The sequence below is a fragment of the Collinsella sp. AF39-11AT genome (assembly GCF_003474585.1).
Taxonomy (GTDB): Bacteria; Actinomycetota; Coriobacteriia; order Coriobacteriales; family Coriobacteriaceae; genus Collinsella.
This window is the reverse complement of record NZ_QROG01000023.1, coordinates 1-15,655: the sequence shown is the minus strand read 5'-3', so window position 1 is coordinate 15,655 and position 15,655 is coordinate 1. Positions and strand designations below refer to the sequence as shown.

13 protein-coding genes are annotated in these 15,655 nt (G+C 55.5%); 5 read left to right on the top strand and 8 right to left on the bottom strand.

Annotated elements, in window-relative coordinates; genetic code table 11:
* Nucleotides 1–48: 48 nt before the first annotated feature.
* The 3 genes from DW037_RS08625 to DW037_RS08615 form a co-directional block, all read right to left on the bottom strand.
* A complete protein-coding gene (locus DW037_RS08625; protein WP_117635916.1) occupies nucleotides 49–813 on the bottom strand; it encodes a hypothetical protein in 765 nt (254 codons plus the stop codon).
* Nucleotides 804–1,754 carry a MarR family transcriptional regulator gene (locus DW037_RS08620; RefSeq protein WP_158551006.1) on the bottom strand — a complete coding sequence of 317 codons (951 nt, stop codon included), beginning with the start codon at nucleotides 1,752–1,754 and terminating at the stop codon, nucleotides 804–806. The genes DW037_RS08625 and DW037_RS08620 overlap by 10 nt, the downstream gene beginning before the upstream one ends.
* 789 nt (nucleotides 1,755–2,543) lie before the next feature.
* Entirely contained in the window at nucleotides 2,544–5,123 is a 2,580-nt protein-coding gene (locus DW037_RS08615) for a zinc-ribbon domain-containing protein (protein ID WP_118373192.1), read from the bottom strand.
* A 295-nt stretch (nucleotides 5,124–5,418) separates the two neighbouring features.
* On the opposite strand from DW037_RS08615, the gene DW037_RS08610 reads away from it, so the two are divergent.
* Nucleotides 5,419–5,913 carry a nucleotidyltransferase domain-containing protein gene (locus DW037_RS08610; protein WP_117635919.1) on the top strand — a complete coding sequence of 165 codons (495 nt, stop codon included), beginning with the start codon at nucleotides 5,419–5,421 and terminating at the stop codon, nucleotides 5,911–5,913.
* 71 nt (nucleotides 5,914–5,984) lie between these two features.
* Here DW037_RS08610 and DW037_RS08605 read toward each other — a convergent pair whose 3' ends face one another.
* Nucleotides 5,985–7,067, bottom strand: coding sequence for an IS1595 family transposase (locus DW037_RS08605; protein ID WP_158551007.1), 1,083 nt, complete (start codon nucleotides 7,065–7,067; stop codon nucleotides 5,985–5,987).
* Between the two features lie 295 nt (nucleotides 7,068–7,362).
* Between DW037_RS08605 and DW037_RS08600 the strand changes: the two genes are divergently transcribed.
* The 3 genes from DW037_RS08600 to DW037_RS08590 all read left to right on the top strand — a co-directional run bounded on the left by DW037_RS08600 (nucleotide 7,363) and on the right by DW037_RS08590 (nucleotide 11,011).
* Nucleotides 7,363–8,532 carry a hypothetical protein gene (locus tag DW037_RS08600; RefSeq protein ID WP_117635921.1) on the top strand — a complete coding sequence of 390 codons (1,170 nt, stop codon included), beginning with the start codon at nucleotides 7,363–7,365 and terminating at the stop codon, nucleotides 8,530–8,532.
* A gap of 273 nt (nucleotides 8,533–8,805) precedes the next feature.
* On the top strand, nucleotides 8,806–10,734 hold the full coding sequence (locus DW037_RS08595) for a hypothetical protein (protein WP_117635922.1): 1,929 nt from the start codon (nucleotides 8,806–8,808) through the stop codon (nucleotides 10,732–10,734).
* Complete coding sequence (locus DW037_RS08590; protein ID WP_117635923.1) at nucleotides 10,718–11,011, top strand: hypothetical protein; 294 nt, start codon at nucleotides 10,718–10,720, stop codon at nucleotides 11,009–11,011. The genes DW037_RS08595 and DW037_RS08590 overlap by 17 nt, the downstream gene beginning before the upstream one ends.
* A 546-nt stretch (nucleotides 11,012–11,557) precedes the next feature.
* Here the strand turns inward: DW037_RS08590 and DW037_RS08585 are convergent.
* From DW037_RS08585 to DW037_RS08575, 3 genes are all read right to left on the bottom strand, one after another.
* Nucleotides 11,558–12,388 carry a class I SAM-dependent methyltransferase gene (locus DW037_RS08585; RefSeq protein WP_118373190.1) on the bottom strand — a complete coding sequence of 277 codons (831 nt, stop codon included), beginning with the start codon at nucleotides 12,386–12,388 and terminating at the stop codon, nucleotides 11,558–11,560.
* A gap of 111 nt (nucleotides 12,389–12,499) precedes the next feature.
* The gene (locus DW037_RS08580) at nucleotides 12,500–13,105 is read right to left on the bottom strand and encodes a class I SAM-dependent methyltransferase (protein WP_118373188.1); all 606 of its coding nucleotides are present in this window, start codon (nucleotides 13,103–13,105) and stop codon (nucleotides 12,500–12,502) included.
* Complete coding sequence (locus DW037_RS08575) at nucleotides 13,092–13,721, bottom strand: class I SAM-dependent methyltransferase (protein ID WP_118373186.1); 630 nt, start codon at nucleotides 13,719–13,721, stop codon at nucleotides 13,092–13,094. Before DW037_RS08575 ends, DW037_RS08580 begins: the two co-directional genes overlap by 14 nt.
* Before the next feature lie 564 nt (nucleotides 13,722–14,285).
* Between DW037_RS08575 and DW037_RS08570 the strand changes: the two genes are divergently transcribed.
* Nucleotides 14,286–14,735, top strand: coding sequence for a hypothetical protein (locus DW037_RS08570; RefSeq protein WP_118373184.1), 450 nt, complete (start codon nucleotides 14,286–14,288; stop codon nucleotides 14,733–14,735).
* Between the two features lie 217 nt (nucleotides 14,736–14,952).
* Here DW037_RS08570 and DW037_RS08565 read toward each other — a convergent pair whose 3' ends face one another.
* A complete protein-coding gene (locus DW037_RS08565) occupies nucleotides 14,953–15,372 on the bottom strand; it encodes a YjdF family protein (RefSeq protein WP_118373182.1) in 420 nt (139 codons plus the stop codon).
* Nucleotides 15,373–15,655 lie beyond the last annotated feature (283 nt).

Sequence of the window (15,655 nt, the reverse complement as noted above, 5' to 3'; positions counted from 1 at the left end):
AACCCATCACCTACTTCGTCGCATGCTTGAAAGATTCCGAAACCGCCCCTACAGGTCGTATACACGCTTGATCAGCTCAATTCCCTCCTCGAGCGTCATTGGAACCCCCATCTGCTTCAGAGGAACGCCCTCGGCACGGACCTTCTCGCAAAACTCAGTCATATCGTTGCGAATCGAATCGGGCAGTGCCGACGACGTTCTCGGGGAGAAGAGCTGAGCCAACCTGAAAACATCCTTTTTGTGCTTCTTGATGTCGCTCGAATCGACCCTCTCGCCAGCGGCCTTACGCTTCGATAGATCGAGATAGGCCTTGGCCTTGAAAGGGACAAGGTGCACCTCGTCCAGAACCATGATCCCGTCGACCTCCTTGCAACCGGACTTCATGTAGGCGTAGTAGTCGTCATCGAGAAGGATAGCCGAAAGGCTCGACGCCTCTTCGCCCGCTGGCAGCGGGACGATTGTCAGCCCTTCTGGTTCCTTGATGAACGAGGGGGCTTTGCTAAACAGCTCCACCATGCTCGGGAAGCCAGCAACGCTCGGCTTGGTGAATCGATAGAAATGAACTCCCCCGGAGCCCCTCCATCCGCAATCGTAGCCGCCGTCCTTCACCAGCTTCCATATTGCCGCCGCAACCTCGGAAAAGCGGTTCTCGGCAATCAGGATGACGTCGATGTCCTTGGTGACCCTGAAGTCGAGATCCGCGTTGCTCAGGATGATGTCGCACGCCGTGCCGCCAATGATCGCATAGCAGTCCTCGAGGCCCTCCATGTATTCCGAGAACCGGCGTAGCCCGTAAACTTCGCTCACTGCCATAATTCCTCCCCAAAAATCGCGTTCAACTGGCCGATGACGCGCTCGTCGCCCTCGCCGACGAGCGTCAACGCAAGCGACACGTCGTCAACCGCATCTCCTCCTGCCACGAGCGGGTCGTACGCCCATACCTGGACCTGAACCGTCTCCTCATCGTGAAGCTCGCCAAGTTGGACCTCCTCGAACTCAAGTTCTTTGAAGGCCCTCCTCGATACCGCGCGCTGCTCGATTCGGGGGGCTGCCAGCATACTGCGCTGCGAAAGCTCGCTCACCCCCGCAAGCGGAAGCTGCGCCGTTTGCTCGTCTCTTTTCGCATACACGGCCCGCGCGACAGGATTCCGCAGGCATCCGATTGCACTTTTGACGAGATCGTTCCTGCTCGTGCTGCGTTCGATGACCACTGCGCGGCCGTTTTTGGACTTGCTTACGAGCCCCCTGCGAGACAGATCGTCGAGGGCCCTCGAGATGCTCGACGACGGCATGCCCGTCGCCCTCATCAGCTCTTCGGACGTTCGCACCTCTGGGTTGGCCAGCAGCGTAACCAGCACAGCCTGAGTACCTGGCGCCAGCACCTCCGGAAGAGAACGCGGCTCCCGTTTCGCGCTCGCAACGAAACCCAGCATCGGAAGGAAAGCCTGCCTGCCGGGAACGACGAACGGGATGCCCTGTGAAACGAGGGCCTTTCGCTGGCGCGCGTCGATCTGGGCGACGAGCGCAACCTGCAGGCCCGCCCTCGCCGACACTTGAGAGACGATCCTCTTGAGGTTGGGAAGCGAGACCTCCCCCTCGACCTCTGCCATAATGAAATCGACCCCGTTGCAGGAACACAGCCGATAGGATGCCGCCTTAGCAAGATAAAGCGGGAGGTCAGACGCTCCAGACCATTCGAACTCGGTCACGAAGAGGCCCATCTCATCTTTCAGGTATTTTATGGTATCGTTCATTACCAGTCCCTTTTGCATATTCCCATTTGCCTTGGGATTATACAATTTTGATTGGGATATTGCGAGGTTTGCATTTCTTGCCTGTCGATTCCGTATCGTTCCGCAGTTTTCAGCGGCGTGCGCCGTGTACGCTTTCCTGCTTTCTACACGAAGGTCAGGAGGAGGGTTTCGCAGAGAGGGCGCTCTAGGTTCTGCAGGGTTCTGTTAGTCCCGTATTCAGAAAAGGGACATATTGAGGGCGCGGCGCCCGCGGGGACAAATTGTCCCAGCGGCATGGGCGCTTCCCCTGGACGATGATTGTCTGACGCGCCAGCATCGATGCTGAATGCGAGTCCGCGTCTGCCCCTAGGTCTTCCAGACGTGCATCGCATCACCACCTGTGCCGTGTTTCTGCTGCGTTTGTGAAGGCAGGCTTGGCCGATAGGCTCGCACGGTTTCGGCGAGCTTGGAAAATCGTATTACCAGCGAACGCTTCACAGTGTCCGTACTAACGGACACTGTGCTTGCATAAACCCAGTTAATATATGGAATGCGGTATTGGATCCATTTTCCGGAAAGCGCTCATGGACCCATATGATCGGAAAGAACGCGCTCGGCAGCGCAGAGAAGGGATCGATCGCTGGGACATTTTGTCCCAATTCCGAATAGCGAACCGCCTTGGGATCACAAGACAACCTCATCCATTACTTGAGTGGTATAGACGGCAAACGAGGCACGAGATGGGGGTACAAAAGGAATCGGAGGGTTGCTACAGATTTTTCGACACAAAACCCGGTCCATTGAGATTCGTCACCGACTGTCTGATTTCCTATGTTCATGTCGACAAATAGGACAACCTCTCCCTTCGGCTCTTCTATAAATCGGTGCTTGCCAAGAATGGCCTTCGGAGCACTTCCACCACGCTTTCTTGCCCGAACCGCAGACGATCTCATCTGGCTTGAGGTCTACGTTCTTTTCCCAATCCCACTCCGCCAACAGGTCGGGATATCGAGAAGCGAGATCGTTATACCCCTTCAAGCAACGTTTGTTTGAGCAGTACGGACATCCAACGCCTTGCTTAACTCGGCTTTTTATTTGCGCTTCCCACTCGTGTCCCTTTTCGCAGAGCCACCAGGCCTTTGCATGACTGCCAGCGACCACTTCATTGGGTTTCTTATGCCCATTTTTGGTCGGATGCCATTGGGATGCAATTTCAGGTGCAGCACTCGCCAAATCGTTGAACCCCTCAAGAACCTTTTTTCCTGCACAATAAGAGCAGCCTTTACCATAAACACGATTGGCTACAGTCGCCTGATAGTGATGCCCTCGATCGCAGATCCACCACACCTTAGTGTCGGCTCCATTCGTAACATCCGAAGGCAAAATAATTCCATTCCTCTCGAAATCCCACTCTTTGCAAAGTTCTGGATGAGTAACGTCGAGACTGTCATGGGTCAGCAGATGCGTAACGTGTTTTGCTTTCCCTCTCTTCACTTTTGAACAGATTGGACAACCTTTGCCAAGCGTGCGGTTGGATACTGTGGCTCGGTATTCATGACCATTAGGGCAGACCCACCAAGGCTTGCGTTTCGTGCTTCCTCTGGTTACATCCCTGGGTGTCAAAGGCGCATTTTTTGTGGGATGCCATTCAGCAGCAATTTCAGGATTCGTGGTGGCAAGGTCACTGAAACCGACGAGCAGCTTCACGCCCGCGCAATAGGGACAACCATTACCACGACTTCGATTGTCTACCGAACTCTGCCACTCGTGCCCCTTCTCGCAAAGCCACCAGACCTTCTTGCCGCTAGATCGGCTGATCATTTCAGGCGTAAGGATGCCGTTCTTCGTCGGATGCCATTCCCTAGCAAGATCAGGATTGGTTGCTGACAAGCTGTTGGCCTTTTGCCCAGAAACATATTGGCTGTATATGGCGATCCTGTCACGTTCTATGTCCACATCAGGAACTTCGGCTAAACCAAGAAGCCGGCTGATTCGAGCAATAACATTAGGAATTTGAGAACCATTGATCGAGCTTTGGCAATATAAGGTTGTTTCGAAATCCTCTAGCACATCCTCGGCTCTCTTCACTTCTTTAATGCGTATGAGCTTAATGTCACGCTCGATAAAAAATTGGTCTTTTTTCTTCTCGCGCTCCTTTACCGCAAGCGAAGCATGCCAAAAGGCTCCGTCGTATTCGATGCCCGCATTCAACTCCGGAAGCCAAACATCAACCTCATACTTTCCGTCATATTGATATCTGTTGAAAGCAGGAGTGATTTTAGAGAAGTAGAAATACAATGCCTGCTCCGGAAAGCTCGTCTTGCCTTCCTTGGCGCAAACAGGACGCCCCGTCCCAATGCTGCGATTTGCCGGCGTAGCCTGATACTCATGCCCAAAAGGACAAAGCCACCAAACCTTCTTCCTCGAACTTCCAGCAGCAATATCGGTAGGCTTCAAATTTCCATTTTTTGCAGGATGCCACTCAGACGCAATAACAGGATTGGTTGTCGCCAAGTCGTTATAGCCAGGCCAAACCATTTGATTGGAGCAATAAGGGCATCCCGCACCAGAGGTTCTCTGGCTTACCTCAGCTAACCATGTATGACCCTTATCGCATTGCCACCAGACCTTCTTATTGCTCCCCACCGTTACATCGGAAGGCTTTAAGTTTCCGTTAAGACTAGAAGCCCATTCGAGTGCTATATCCGGCCGATTGAATTGAAGGTCGTTGAATCCAGGCTTGACGACTTTTCGTGCGCAAACTGGACACGTATGGTTTTCGGCAGTCCGTTTATATACAGAGGCAGTCCAGCGATGACCACAAACATGGCAAACCCAACGAGATCGCAGATTCGAGAGGCAGGATATTTCAGAAGGCTGAGCTTCGTTCAGCTCATAATCCCAATCCTGCAGAAGTTCAGGAAACTTCTCCGCAAGGGAGCCGTTCTTTCTAAGAGCTGCTTCGCTGCGACGTTTCCCTTTATTCAGAGAGGCGCAAGCGGGGCAACCGCGGCCCTTCGTGCGGTTAAATACCGAGGCTTCCCATTCATGTCCACGCTCGCAGATCCACCAAACCTTCTTATGGGAGCCCCGAGTAACCTGATCTGGAGTGAGATCGCCATTTTTCGCAGGATGCCAGGTAGCAGCAATATCAGGTTCAACAGTTGCAAGATCATTGAAGCCGACGAGCGCTCGTCTACCAGAGCAATAGGGGCAACCTTGCCCTTTGCTCCTGTTGTTGGGACTTGCCTCCCACTCATGACCACGAGCGCAACGCCACCAGACCTTCTTCACGCTGCCGAAGGAAATCGAACCCGGCGTAAGCTCGCCGTTCTTAGTAGGATGCCATTCATCAACCAATTCAGGTCGCTCTGTCGCAATACTTCTCACGAGAAACCTCCATCGTCAATGGTAAAGGGAAGGTTTAACACGACAAAGAAAATCCCTAAAAGGCGCGATATCGCAATCAAGCTGTATAACTACCACCTATTACCGTGTTTCTACTGCGTTTGTGAAGGCGAGCTTGACCAATAGGCTCGCACGATTTCGGCGAACTTGGAAAATCGTATCACCGGGAAAGAGCCCGCAGTGTCCGTGTTGACCGTTGTGTTAGACCGCTTTGGATACTGGGACTTTTCCTATAATCTTTCTTGCTTAGATAGCAGGCGAAAGCGAAGGAGCTCCTATGGTCACCAAGGATGATGCGTGTTGGATAATCGGCCTTTCCGCAGGTGCGGGCATTGGCGTATACCTTGATGGCGGCTGGGGCGTCGATGCGCTTGTCGGGCGTGAGACCAGGGCTCATAACGACATCGACCTGTTCGTTCAGCGCGGGGATTACCAAAGGTTCGTGGATCTAATTGCTGATGAGGGGTTTTCCGAGGTGGCTGCATCTTTCACCACCGAAGATCACACGGTGTGGCAAGACGAGGCGGGGCGCATCGTCGACCTGCATTGCTTCGATTTCGCCGAGAATGGCGATATTCTGTATCAGGGAGATCGTTTTCCCGGGGAGGTCTTTTCGGGGAGGGGGCGCATCGGCGAGGTGGAGGTGTCGTGCATCGACCCCGAAAGCCAGCTGTTGTTTCACTTGGGCTATCAGCATGACGAGCACGACGCCCACGATGTCATGCTCCTATGCCGTGAGTACGGTTTCGACGTTCCCGAAGAATATCGCTAGCTGTTGCTATTTGCATCGGGGCACGACTTCAGCGCTTGCCGCAGATGCGCTGCGCCAGACCGCCCTGGACATCACGCCACGCCGTATATGGCCCTCCGCGCACGCGAGTCCCATTTCGCCTGCTTGATCCAGTACTCGTAGAACGGATAGGGGGTCACCTTGTACTGGCGCCAGGTCTTCTCGTACGTGCCGCGGGCTGCCTGCCTCACTATGAGCTCGGCGAGCTCGTCCGCGCTCCTGCGGACCTTGAAGCACCATGTCCACTTGAACCAGGCGAGGTAGTTCTCGAGGCGTCTCGTGGAGACACCCCGGAACCTGCCGATGAAGTGCCTCATCTGGGAGTGGAGGCTGTTCACCCTGTTGATGGCGTGCTCCTCCCTCTTGCTGGCGATGTGCGCGCCGACGCCGAGGGCGGGCAGGACGCGGCGGTACACGTGCGCACGGTCCGTCGAGATTATCGCGCCGGCCGCGAGCTTGTCGGCGAGCAGCTCCCTGGCTGCCGCCTCGTCGAGGCCGCCCCTCCCCGCGATCTCGTAGAAGATGTCGCCGGCGTCGTTGATGCCGGTGAGCACGCATATCTTCTCGTGCCCGTCGGTTCCCTGCGACCTTGTGCGGGGCTTCCTGGGCATGCCGGACTCCGACCTGGAGCGGTTTCCCTTGAAGCTCTCCCTGAAGAAGCACTCGTCGAGCTCGGCCCCGCCGCCGGCCTCCACGCGGAAGGCGGGCATGCGCTTGGCCATGGCCTCGAGCAGCCTGTGGCGCATGAAGAACGCCGTCTTGAGGCACACGCCGCACTTTTCCGCCGACTCGCGCAGCGGGAGCATGTCCACGTGGCACTCCGCGAACCTCATCCAGGCCGACCTGTCGAGCTTGGTGGTGGAGAAGATGCGCATGGTGGCGTCGGTGAAGGTCCTGGCGCACCCTCGGCAGAGGAACCGCTGACGGCCGCGCCCGTCTCGCCCCCTCTTCACGTAATGCGGGGAGCCGCACCAGGGGCAGGCTCTGTCGGGATCGTCTTCCGCCCCCTCGCTTGCCGCGAGTTCGAAAAGCTCCGCGTCTATCAGCGCCTTGAGCGATCTCAGGACCCTGCTCTTCTCGGCAGCCGTCATCTGCGGGAGGAACTGCCTCGTCAGCTGGGTGAGCACGTCTTCCATTGCAACCTCCATCTCTCCTGATGATGGAATTGTCGCAACCGGGGCCCCGTCGCGTGTACTGCGTGCAGGACACTTATCCAAAGTGGTCTAACACAACGGTGTTGACGGACACTGCGTTTGCATTAACCCAGTTAATATATGTAATGAAAGATTAGGCTCGCTTTTCAAGACAACGCAAAACGGCCGCTTTGGCGGAAAGGATGCCCATAAAAGCCTCGAATCAGGGTTCGTCCGCTGGGACAAATTGTCCCAGTTCCGAGCGACGAGACGCCCGCGTAACGCGGAAGGGGGACCCATGGGAATGCGACAGGGAAAGCAGGTTTACACCGTCGGAGAGGACCGTATGTCAAGACAGGAACGCCACATCAAACTTCCAAAGGAGCCCCAAGAGGCGATTGACACCCTCGAGCGATTCGTGGTCAGGGCACGTCGAATCGAGGCACACTCATTGGTCAAGAGCAAGAAGGTAAAAGAGCTTGCCCAACCAAGCTATACCCTCCGCTTCAACGACTCGACGGTTTCGATGAGACTGAACAGCAGACCGGAAGACGAGGAGATCTTCGAATCGCTAGCGGCAAGGATACGGCCATGCATCGTCGACAGCGAGCCCATTCAGCTCGAAAAGGTCGTCGCGGCAATCCGCGTTCTCACCTCAACCGTCGAGCTGGATGAGAGGCAGAGCAAGCTGCTTGAGCTCGTCAACTCATGGTGCAAGGAGCACATTGCGCCTCATTCCTACAACGCCATCTCATCTCACGAGGAGATAGGGGAGCTCAATTCGGACAAAGTGACGTCTGCATCCGACACCCTGCTGGGCCTCGGCTGGTACTACGCCGACCTCGTCCACGCCGACCCCAGGCAGGAGAAGGAAGCGGCACTCGAGTTCCCTTATGACTTCAGATACAACCAGGGCGTGGTGCTCGTATCGCACCTGGCGCTCATCATAAGCTCTCTGCTCAAGCTGATCCGGGAGATCAGCGACGTCAGTGAGCTCGGTCTATCGCCTGAAGTCTGGACCTCTCAGGTAACCGCAGGGGGCGGCCCCTTCGAGTTCGGAGTGGGCAAAGTCTATGTCGGACCCGCTGGCTTCGTGCCGCCGACGGGCGCCGCGATGGATGAGATCCCGGGATTCAAAGAACTAGACTTAGTGACCGCAAGGCGCATGCAGGACCCCGGCTGCGCCGTAGACGCCCGATTCGTCAATGATTCTGGCGAGGTAATCGAGACCCATGATGGCTTCTATATCATCGATACGGAACACAACTGCGTTGTGATCAGCATCGAGGACAAAATCCTCCTATCAGGGAGCCCGGAAGAGGGATCGAGCCCTGTCGGGGAGCTCCCGTTTGAGCAAGCGTTCTTCTCGAAAGCCGCTGGTCCCGTTGACGGGAAGACGGAGCAGTTCTTGGAATTCCTGGCGAAGGCAAAGGCCGCAGGCAAGATTGAGATTTCGATGTCGTGGTGAGGGACTCCCATACAGGGCACCGTCACATTCCCGAAAGCCCCGTCCAATGGCAAAGAGAGACCAACTGACGAGAGCGCATAGAACGCCTTCCGCCGCCTTTTCTGCGCATGATTGATAGAGCCACTTTGGTGGAGGTTCCTGTTCTTATCGAATGCCTCGAAGGCAAGAAGGACTTCCCAGTAGCCATTTCTACCACCAATGAAGGGCGTAAAATTTTTTACTCAATCTGAATGTGGGATAATTCGACGAAAGAAAAGGGGTTACGGAGCCGCCATGGATCAGAAATTACAAGCGATGATCGAAGAGCTGCAAAGCAAAAGCGGCAAACCCACCCATGAAGAGGCTCAGAGGATCCAAAGGAGCCTACCCGTCCCCAACGACCACGTCATTCTCTGGGCGGACATGATCTCGTATGGAGGATACCCTGCCGGAATCGCCCTCACCGATCGCGCATTCATATCCAAAGCGCCCAAGAAAGACGTGAAGGCTGCCAACAAAGAAGCCAAAGCAAAAGCGAAGGAAACCGGCGAGAAGGCCCAGAAACTGAATGCAATCTACCGCATCATCCCATGGGATTTCTTCGATCCCGAAGACTACGACATCCTGGAGCGCTGGGATAAAGGAAATCGCAGATATGCGATCAAATACAAAGACGAGACCCTCGCGGTATTCGAGAACAAGGCTATGTACGAAGCGTTCAGGGAATACCGTTCCGATGTGATAAGGCAAAAGAGAGAAGCGGAGGAGTTGGCCGAGAGATCGACGATCAGCGCCCTGAACTCCTTCACCGTGGAGGGCGTGATGTTCAATGCAGCCTATGGCGCAGGACAGACGAAGACGGGCCATGGAATCTACGCGGAGGAAGCTGGCGCGAAGCTTGATTGGATTCACGGCGAGAAGTCAACGGTAGTCGGAAGAGACAACGCCAAGAACGGCCCCGACAAGATAGTCGGGGCATCCCCGGTGCAGTGCAAGTTCTGCAAAACGGCATACCAAACCGTAGAGGCCTGCTTCAAGAAAACGCCGGCTGGCACCAAGGAATTCAGGTACTACGACCTCAACGACAACCCGATGAAGATAGAGGTTCCGAAGGACCAGTACGCGGACGCCGTCGCCTATATGAAAACGCGCATCGAGCAAGGAGCCGTTAAAGGAGTCAACGATCCAGAAGCGGCGCTTGATATCATCCGCAAGAGCAACCTCTCATACCAGCAGGTTCGCAACCTTGCCAAGCCGGGAACAGTGGAATCGCTCGTCTACGACTTCGCCGAGTGCTCTATAACATGCACTTCCGCACTGGGCATTTCCGCCGTCTGCGCATTTGCCCAAGCGCTATGGAGCACCAGAAGTCCAAAGGAGGCGGCGAAGTGCGCAATCGTTACGGGCGTCCGGGTCTACGGGCTCAGCTTCGCCGGAAGCGTCATCGCCTCCCAGCTGTCCAGGACCAGCTTCTTGAACGCAATAAACCCGTTGGCTGCGGGCATTACCAAGAGGATAGGGCCCAAAGCGGCACAGGAAATAGTAAACGCATTTCGGGCGATGGCCGGGAAGAAGGCCGTATACGGCGCTGCAGCACAGAAGAGCTTCGCGAAGTTTCTTGGATCGAACCTCATTACCCAGGGGGTCATGTTCGTAGTCTTCGCCGCACCGGACACATACAGACTGATTGAAGGAAGGCTGTCCGGGGCGCAATATACGAAGAACATGGCGTCTCTACTCGTGTCGTTCGGAAGCACGATTGCCGGGACGGCGGCGACAGGGGCTATCGCAGGGAAAAAGCTCACCGACAAAGTCGACAAAAAAGCAGTGAAGATCATCGGGATGGGCGGAGGCCTGCTGATAGGGGGCGTCGCGGGAGCAGCGACGAAGGCCGTCGGAGACATAATCCGAGAAGACGACGCGCTATGGACGACTCGAATGTTCAACGCCGTCTTCGTCAATATGGAAATAGAGCATCTCCTAACTGCAGAAGAGCAGGATGCTGCCATATCCCAACTTGACTCCGATAAAAAGAGCCTGAGAAAGCTCCAGGAAAAACTAGTGAGCTCGAAAGAGCAGGAGAAGGAGATTAGAGAGTATCTGCAGCCTCTATTTGAGAGGGTCCTGAAACCTCGCAAGAGGGTCACGGAGCGCGACATGGAAACGCTGGCCGAAGACCTGGCCGAAGCGCTAAAAGAGGAGGATCGTGAAATTGAAGTGTGATTGCTGCGGCAGAAAGAAGAAACTACTAGAGGCATTCGCTTCAGTAGACAACGGAGACAAGAAGCTAACTCTTTGCGCCGATTGCAACGATCTGCTCTACAAACTGCGCGATGCCGCAAATGAAGGTACTGCAAACGAGTTTCAGGGCATTCAGCAGTCGCTGACCTCTCGAATGGAGGGCAAGGCGTCGGAGGATTTCCAAGCGTGGTCAGAGAAATTCATAACTAAGCAGCATGCAAAAATTGCTCAAAGCAGAACCGACGCTCAAGCCGAATAGCACACGCCGAATCAAGCGACTGCTCCCTAAAAACAAGCTATAACCACCTGCAACCATACTCTCCTGCGGCGCATGAGGGACGAAGTCCTAACCAGCGTTTTCTTCCCGCACCTCAAAACCACTTGCCAGTATTCCCGGGGGATAATCGCAAGTGGCTTGCAGGTTAGCTATGCTAGGGGAGGGTTTCGGATCACTCCGCCCCACCCCGTTTCCCGCTGGGACAAAAATCGAAACTCAACCCGGCCGAGTTTCGTTTGAGTTTCGGTATTTGTCACAGTACTGTCCCAGTGCCGTGCCGCAGTATACCGCAGCAGGTCGCTGTGTTCGGATGGTTGTAAATCAGATAAAATAGATGAACTAGGTAGAGAACGTTGTGTATTGAGTGGGAATAGAACAGACGTTCGATAAAATAATATAGTATTAGATAGCGGGCACGGTTTCAATCGAATTCGTGTCCGCTGCTGTATGTGTGTCCTTGCACGCCCAATATGTGCCGTAAAAGCCGTTTTCTTCAACGTCAAAGTGAATGGGCTTCATTTTTGCCTTTTAAAATCTAATTTTCACGATTTGCATTTTCATCCCGTTGTCACCGACCCTTGCGAGAAACCGGAAAAAGCCGCTGACAGAAGGGTCTCTCAAATCGTTGTAGCCCAGCATATAGCCGCGACTTGTGACCTGCAGACGGCTGTCCCACGTGCCGATTTCCTTGGCGGCATCCGAAACCGCAAAATATGCCCCCACATCCTTGATTTTTGCGGTCTTTAGCCATGTTTTTGCGATCATCTTTACTGCCGCCCGATTGGCAGCATCAAAGACCAGCACACTGCCGGGGAAAGCGTCCGCCATCCCCCGCACCAGTTCCCGGACCTGCTGGGTCAGAAAGTAATAGAACACCCCGGAGGCAAAGAACACCGCCCCGCGGGAGGCATCGATTTTGCTAAACCATGCGGTGTCTTTCAGGTCGCAGGGGATATTTTGTTCTCGATCCCCGGCGGGCAGTAGCTGCTGCCGCAAGGCAATCACATCCGGGAAGTCCAGATTGTAGATCTTGCATCTACCGTTGTCGCAGGTTCTGCCGGTGTTGTCCAGCCCGCAGCCTAGATTGACCACCGCCGCATTGGGGTGGCCTTTCAGGTAATCCCGCACCTCGAAAGCAAGATCACTCTGCCGTGTGGCCACCTCCAGCGCACCAAAGTGCTGCATCAGGCTGCGGGAGTTTTTCTCTGCCTCTGAAAAGTCGTAGTCGATCTGGCCGAGCAGACGAACCGCTGTTTCATCCCTGTAAAGGTTCGGGTACAGCTCCGTACACAGCTTCCGGGAATACAGCGGAAGGATCAGCGTCTCCTGCACGGTGTTTTTCTCAATTTTACATTTCATAGGTTTCTTCCTCAGTGAATAACTGTCATAATTGCCGCCAGCACAGCCGCTATGACCGTCATGCCTAACTCATGTGCAGGATGGATGCAAAAATGCCCGTGCTTGATGCCCTTACTTCCGCGCCGTGACGCAGAGCCACTTTTTCTTTTTGCGTATCTGCACCTCGTGAAAACCCGCCTGCTCCAGATACGCCTTTAATTCAATGTCCTTGTAGATGGTCATGCCGCCGATGATCTGCGTCCACCTCTCGTCCTTGTCCGTATCGCCATTGCTCTCGTTGCAGATGAGAATTGTCCCGCCTGGCTTCAGCGTCCGCCAGACCTCACGGAAGCATCGGGGCAAATCAGGCCAAAAATAGACGGTCTCAAAGGCCGTGGCGGCATCGAAGTAGCTATCCTCAAACACCATATCCGCCACACTGCCTTGCAGAACGGCGCAACGCCCCTCCTGAATTGCAATTCGGTTGAGCTTTCTAGTCTTCTCCACGCTGACGGGCGAATAGTCGACGCCCTTGACGACGCCATGCGGGCATTTTTTCAGCAGCCGTTTTATGTTTGCCCCGCCGCCGCAGCCGCAATCCAGCACCTTTGCGTTTGGCGTAAGTCGTAGAAACTGAAGTCCCCACCGCGCCACAGGGCTGTGGCCCAGATTCATCATGGCAACCATAAGTTTCCCGCCGAGGCCCACGGGCTTGCGGGTGTTTTCAAAGAACGACATCTGGCCCCTCCGATTTCGTGCATTCCGCATAGGTCAACGGGAACGAGGCCTTCAGCACCGCGCTTTTCTGCACCGCCCAGCCGTTTTGACGCAGGAAACGCAGGTATTCCCCGCTTGTCCACCTGCTGTGGAGGGGGAATCCCGCCATACTCATGAAAAAGGCTTTTGCCTTGCCGGAAACCGAGTTCCCCGCGTGGGTGAAGGTTGGCGCGATGAGCACGCCGTCGTCCTTCAGCACCCGCCTGATTTCTTGCAGGGCCTTTTCCGGATGCGGTACTATGTGAAGTGCGTTGGAAACGATCACCACTTCGAAGGACTTCTGCGCATAGGGCAGGCGGAACATATCCTGCACGGAAAAGTGCAGCTTTGCGGATTGATTGTCCCGCTTTGCTTCAAGGATCATCTTTGCAGAGGCGTCCGTAGCCTCGATGCGCGCCGCCGCATCCACGACGCTCTTTGCGATAAGCCCCGTGCCGGTGGCAACCTCCAGCACGGTCTTTGCTTTCACCACCGGCCGGATCAGCCCATACATCTTCTCATACGCCGCCCGGTCGTTTCGCATGAAACGGTCATACCGACCGGCGTTCTTTTCCCAGAAACCCTCGCGTTCGTGCATGGCTGTCGCCCCCAAACAGTTAGAGCAATCTAACTATAACACACGAATCATGCAGTAAGATGAGGCTAACCTTCTTTTCTTGGCTAAGACGCATCTCTTCGGTTTTCGCTTATAACGGCGCGAATCAGATACTAGGCTGGAGCTGAAGAAAGAGCTCGGCGGACAGGTAGGTCGATACCGGTTCCCGGAACGGTGATCCAGCCAATTACACCAGGGCCCTAGCCATTGAGTGGGAATAGAAAATTCCTTAGTTATGGGGGTATAAATTTGATTTCCTTTAGGATACCCCCCCCATAACTATATGAATTGACCTGCTGACTCCAATGAAGATTGGAGGGCAACTGCCAGGGGTGACGGCCCAGCGAGTGTTATTTTGCGAGCTATGCGCGTTGAAAGCGACCTTTCGTGGCATAAGCTACTTGCCGGAAGCCGCGGCTTTCAGAGTACGGCTTACGTGTACGTTTAACCTCCGTGGGCGACGGGGTGCCGCAAGGCGTAGAATATCGCCCACCTGTAGGGGCCTGCAGCGATGCGGGCCCCACTTCGTATGAAGAGGCGCAACCGGTGAAGGTCGTATCCATCTCCCAGGACTTCTTTGACCTCGTCGAGGGCGACCGCGAGCTCATGCTTAAGCACAATCTCCCCTGCATCGTGGTGGTGAGGCTGCGTTTCCGCGGGAAGCGCAGGGACTTCGCCGTACCGCTGCATTCCAACATCGCCCCCAACGTGCCCAAAGACCAGTACTTTGCGTTGCCACCCCGCCCCACGACGCGCCTCGGCTGCCGCCACGGCATCCACTACATCAAGATGTTCCCCATAACCAAGTCCTACCAGCGCCGCTTCAGGACCGAGGGCTCGGCCTACTACGAGACGCTCCAGCGCATCATCGACGGCAACACCAAGCGCATTGTCTCCGAGTGCCAGGCGTACCTCGACCGCTACGAGCGCGAGGGAAGGCCCCACTTCGCCGTCGACATCGACCGTATCGTGGGGCTGCTGGAGGGCGAGAAGTAGGGCACTTCGGCTCAGTCTCGAGCCATGTGGAGTCGCTCCGCATTTTTGAACGCCGCGTGTGCGTCCCAAATACTTGAGAAACTTGAGAAACAAGCTGTGAAGTGCAGTGGCTCGCCCGTGCCCGTGCATAGCCGTCACCATTAGCGTCTACGCGGCGTCGGCTTCAAGTGGAACTGGCCCCACTGCTGTATATGGTTTGCCTTGCTGCACATGGCGATCAATGCCCGCGATGCTTCTGCTTGCGCTTCAGCTTTCGCTGCTCGAAGCGCGCCTCCGCCTCATCCGCGCGACGCTGGCTTCTTGCTTGAGCCGACTCCCGCTTCATCGCTTCCCGCTGTGCTGCGAGTGCCTGTTGTGCCTTGGTGCTCACCGCGGGCCGCTTAAGGGCTTTCGCTGCCTCGCGAGCGCGTCGCTTGGGATTCTTCGCGGGCTTGCTTGTTTCCGTGGCCTCGTCACCGAAGAACGAGAGCTTCGCCCATTTGCTTGTAACGAATCGCAGGATTTCCTCATCGGACGGTTCCGCGCCGAAGACGATGCGGGCGGCGCCGTATCTGCCGTCCTCGACATGCTCCGCCAGCCCGACCCAGAATTGGCCGTCGTGATATACGGTCAGGGTGGATGACACGCTGATCTGCATGGCTGGTTCCTCCTTTATGTAGATGACCATGCAGAGAAGGGACAACCAAGGAGGCAGGTTACTGATGCGGACTCCCGCACGCCCACGACTACCCGACGGGGACTGTGTTTTCATCTCTGGTGCCCGCATTGTAGCACGCGTGAATGCGCCCGGCATCGCTGCTGACATGGCACGACTGGGAATTGCTCCTCGATGCATCCCCGTGCATATTGCCTCCCCGGTTTCGAAACTTTAAAAAAAATTGAGGCTTCGGTAGTTTGTGTGACAAGGGGCTAGCCTAGGC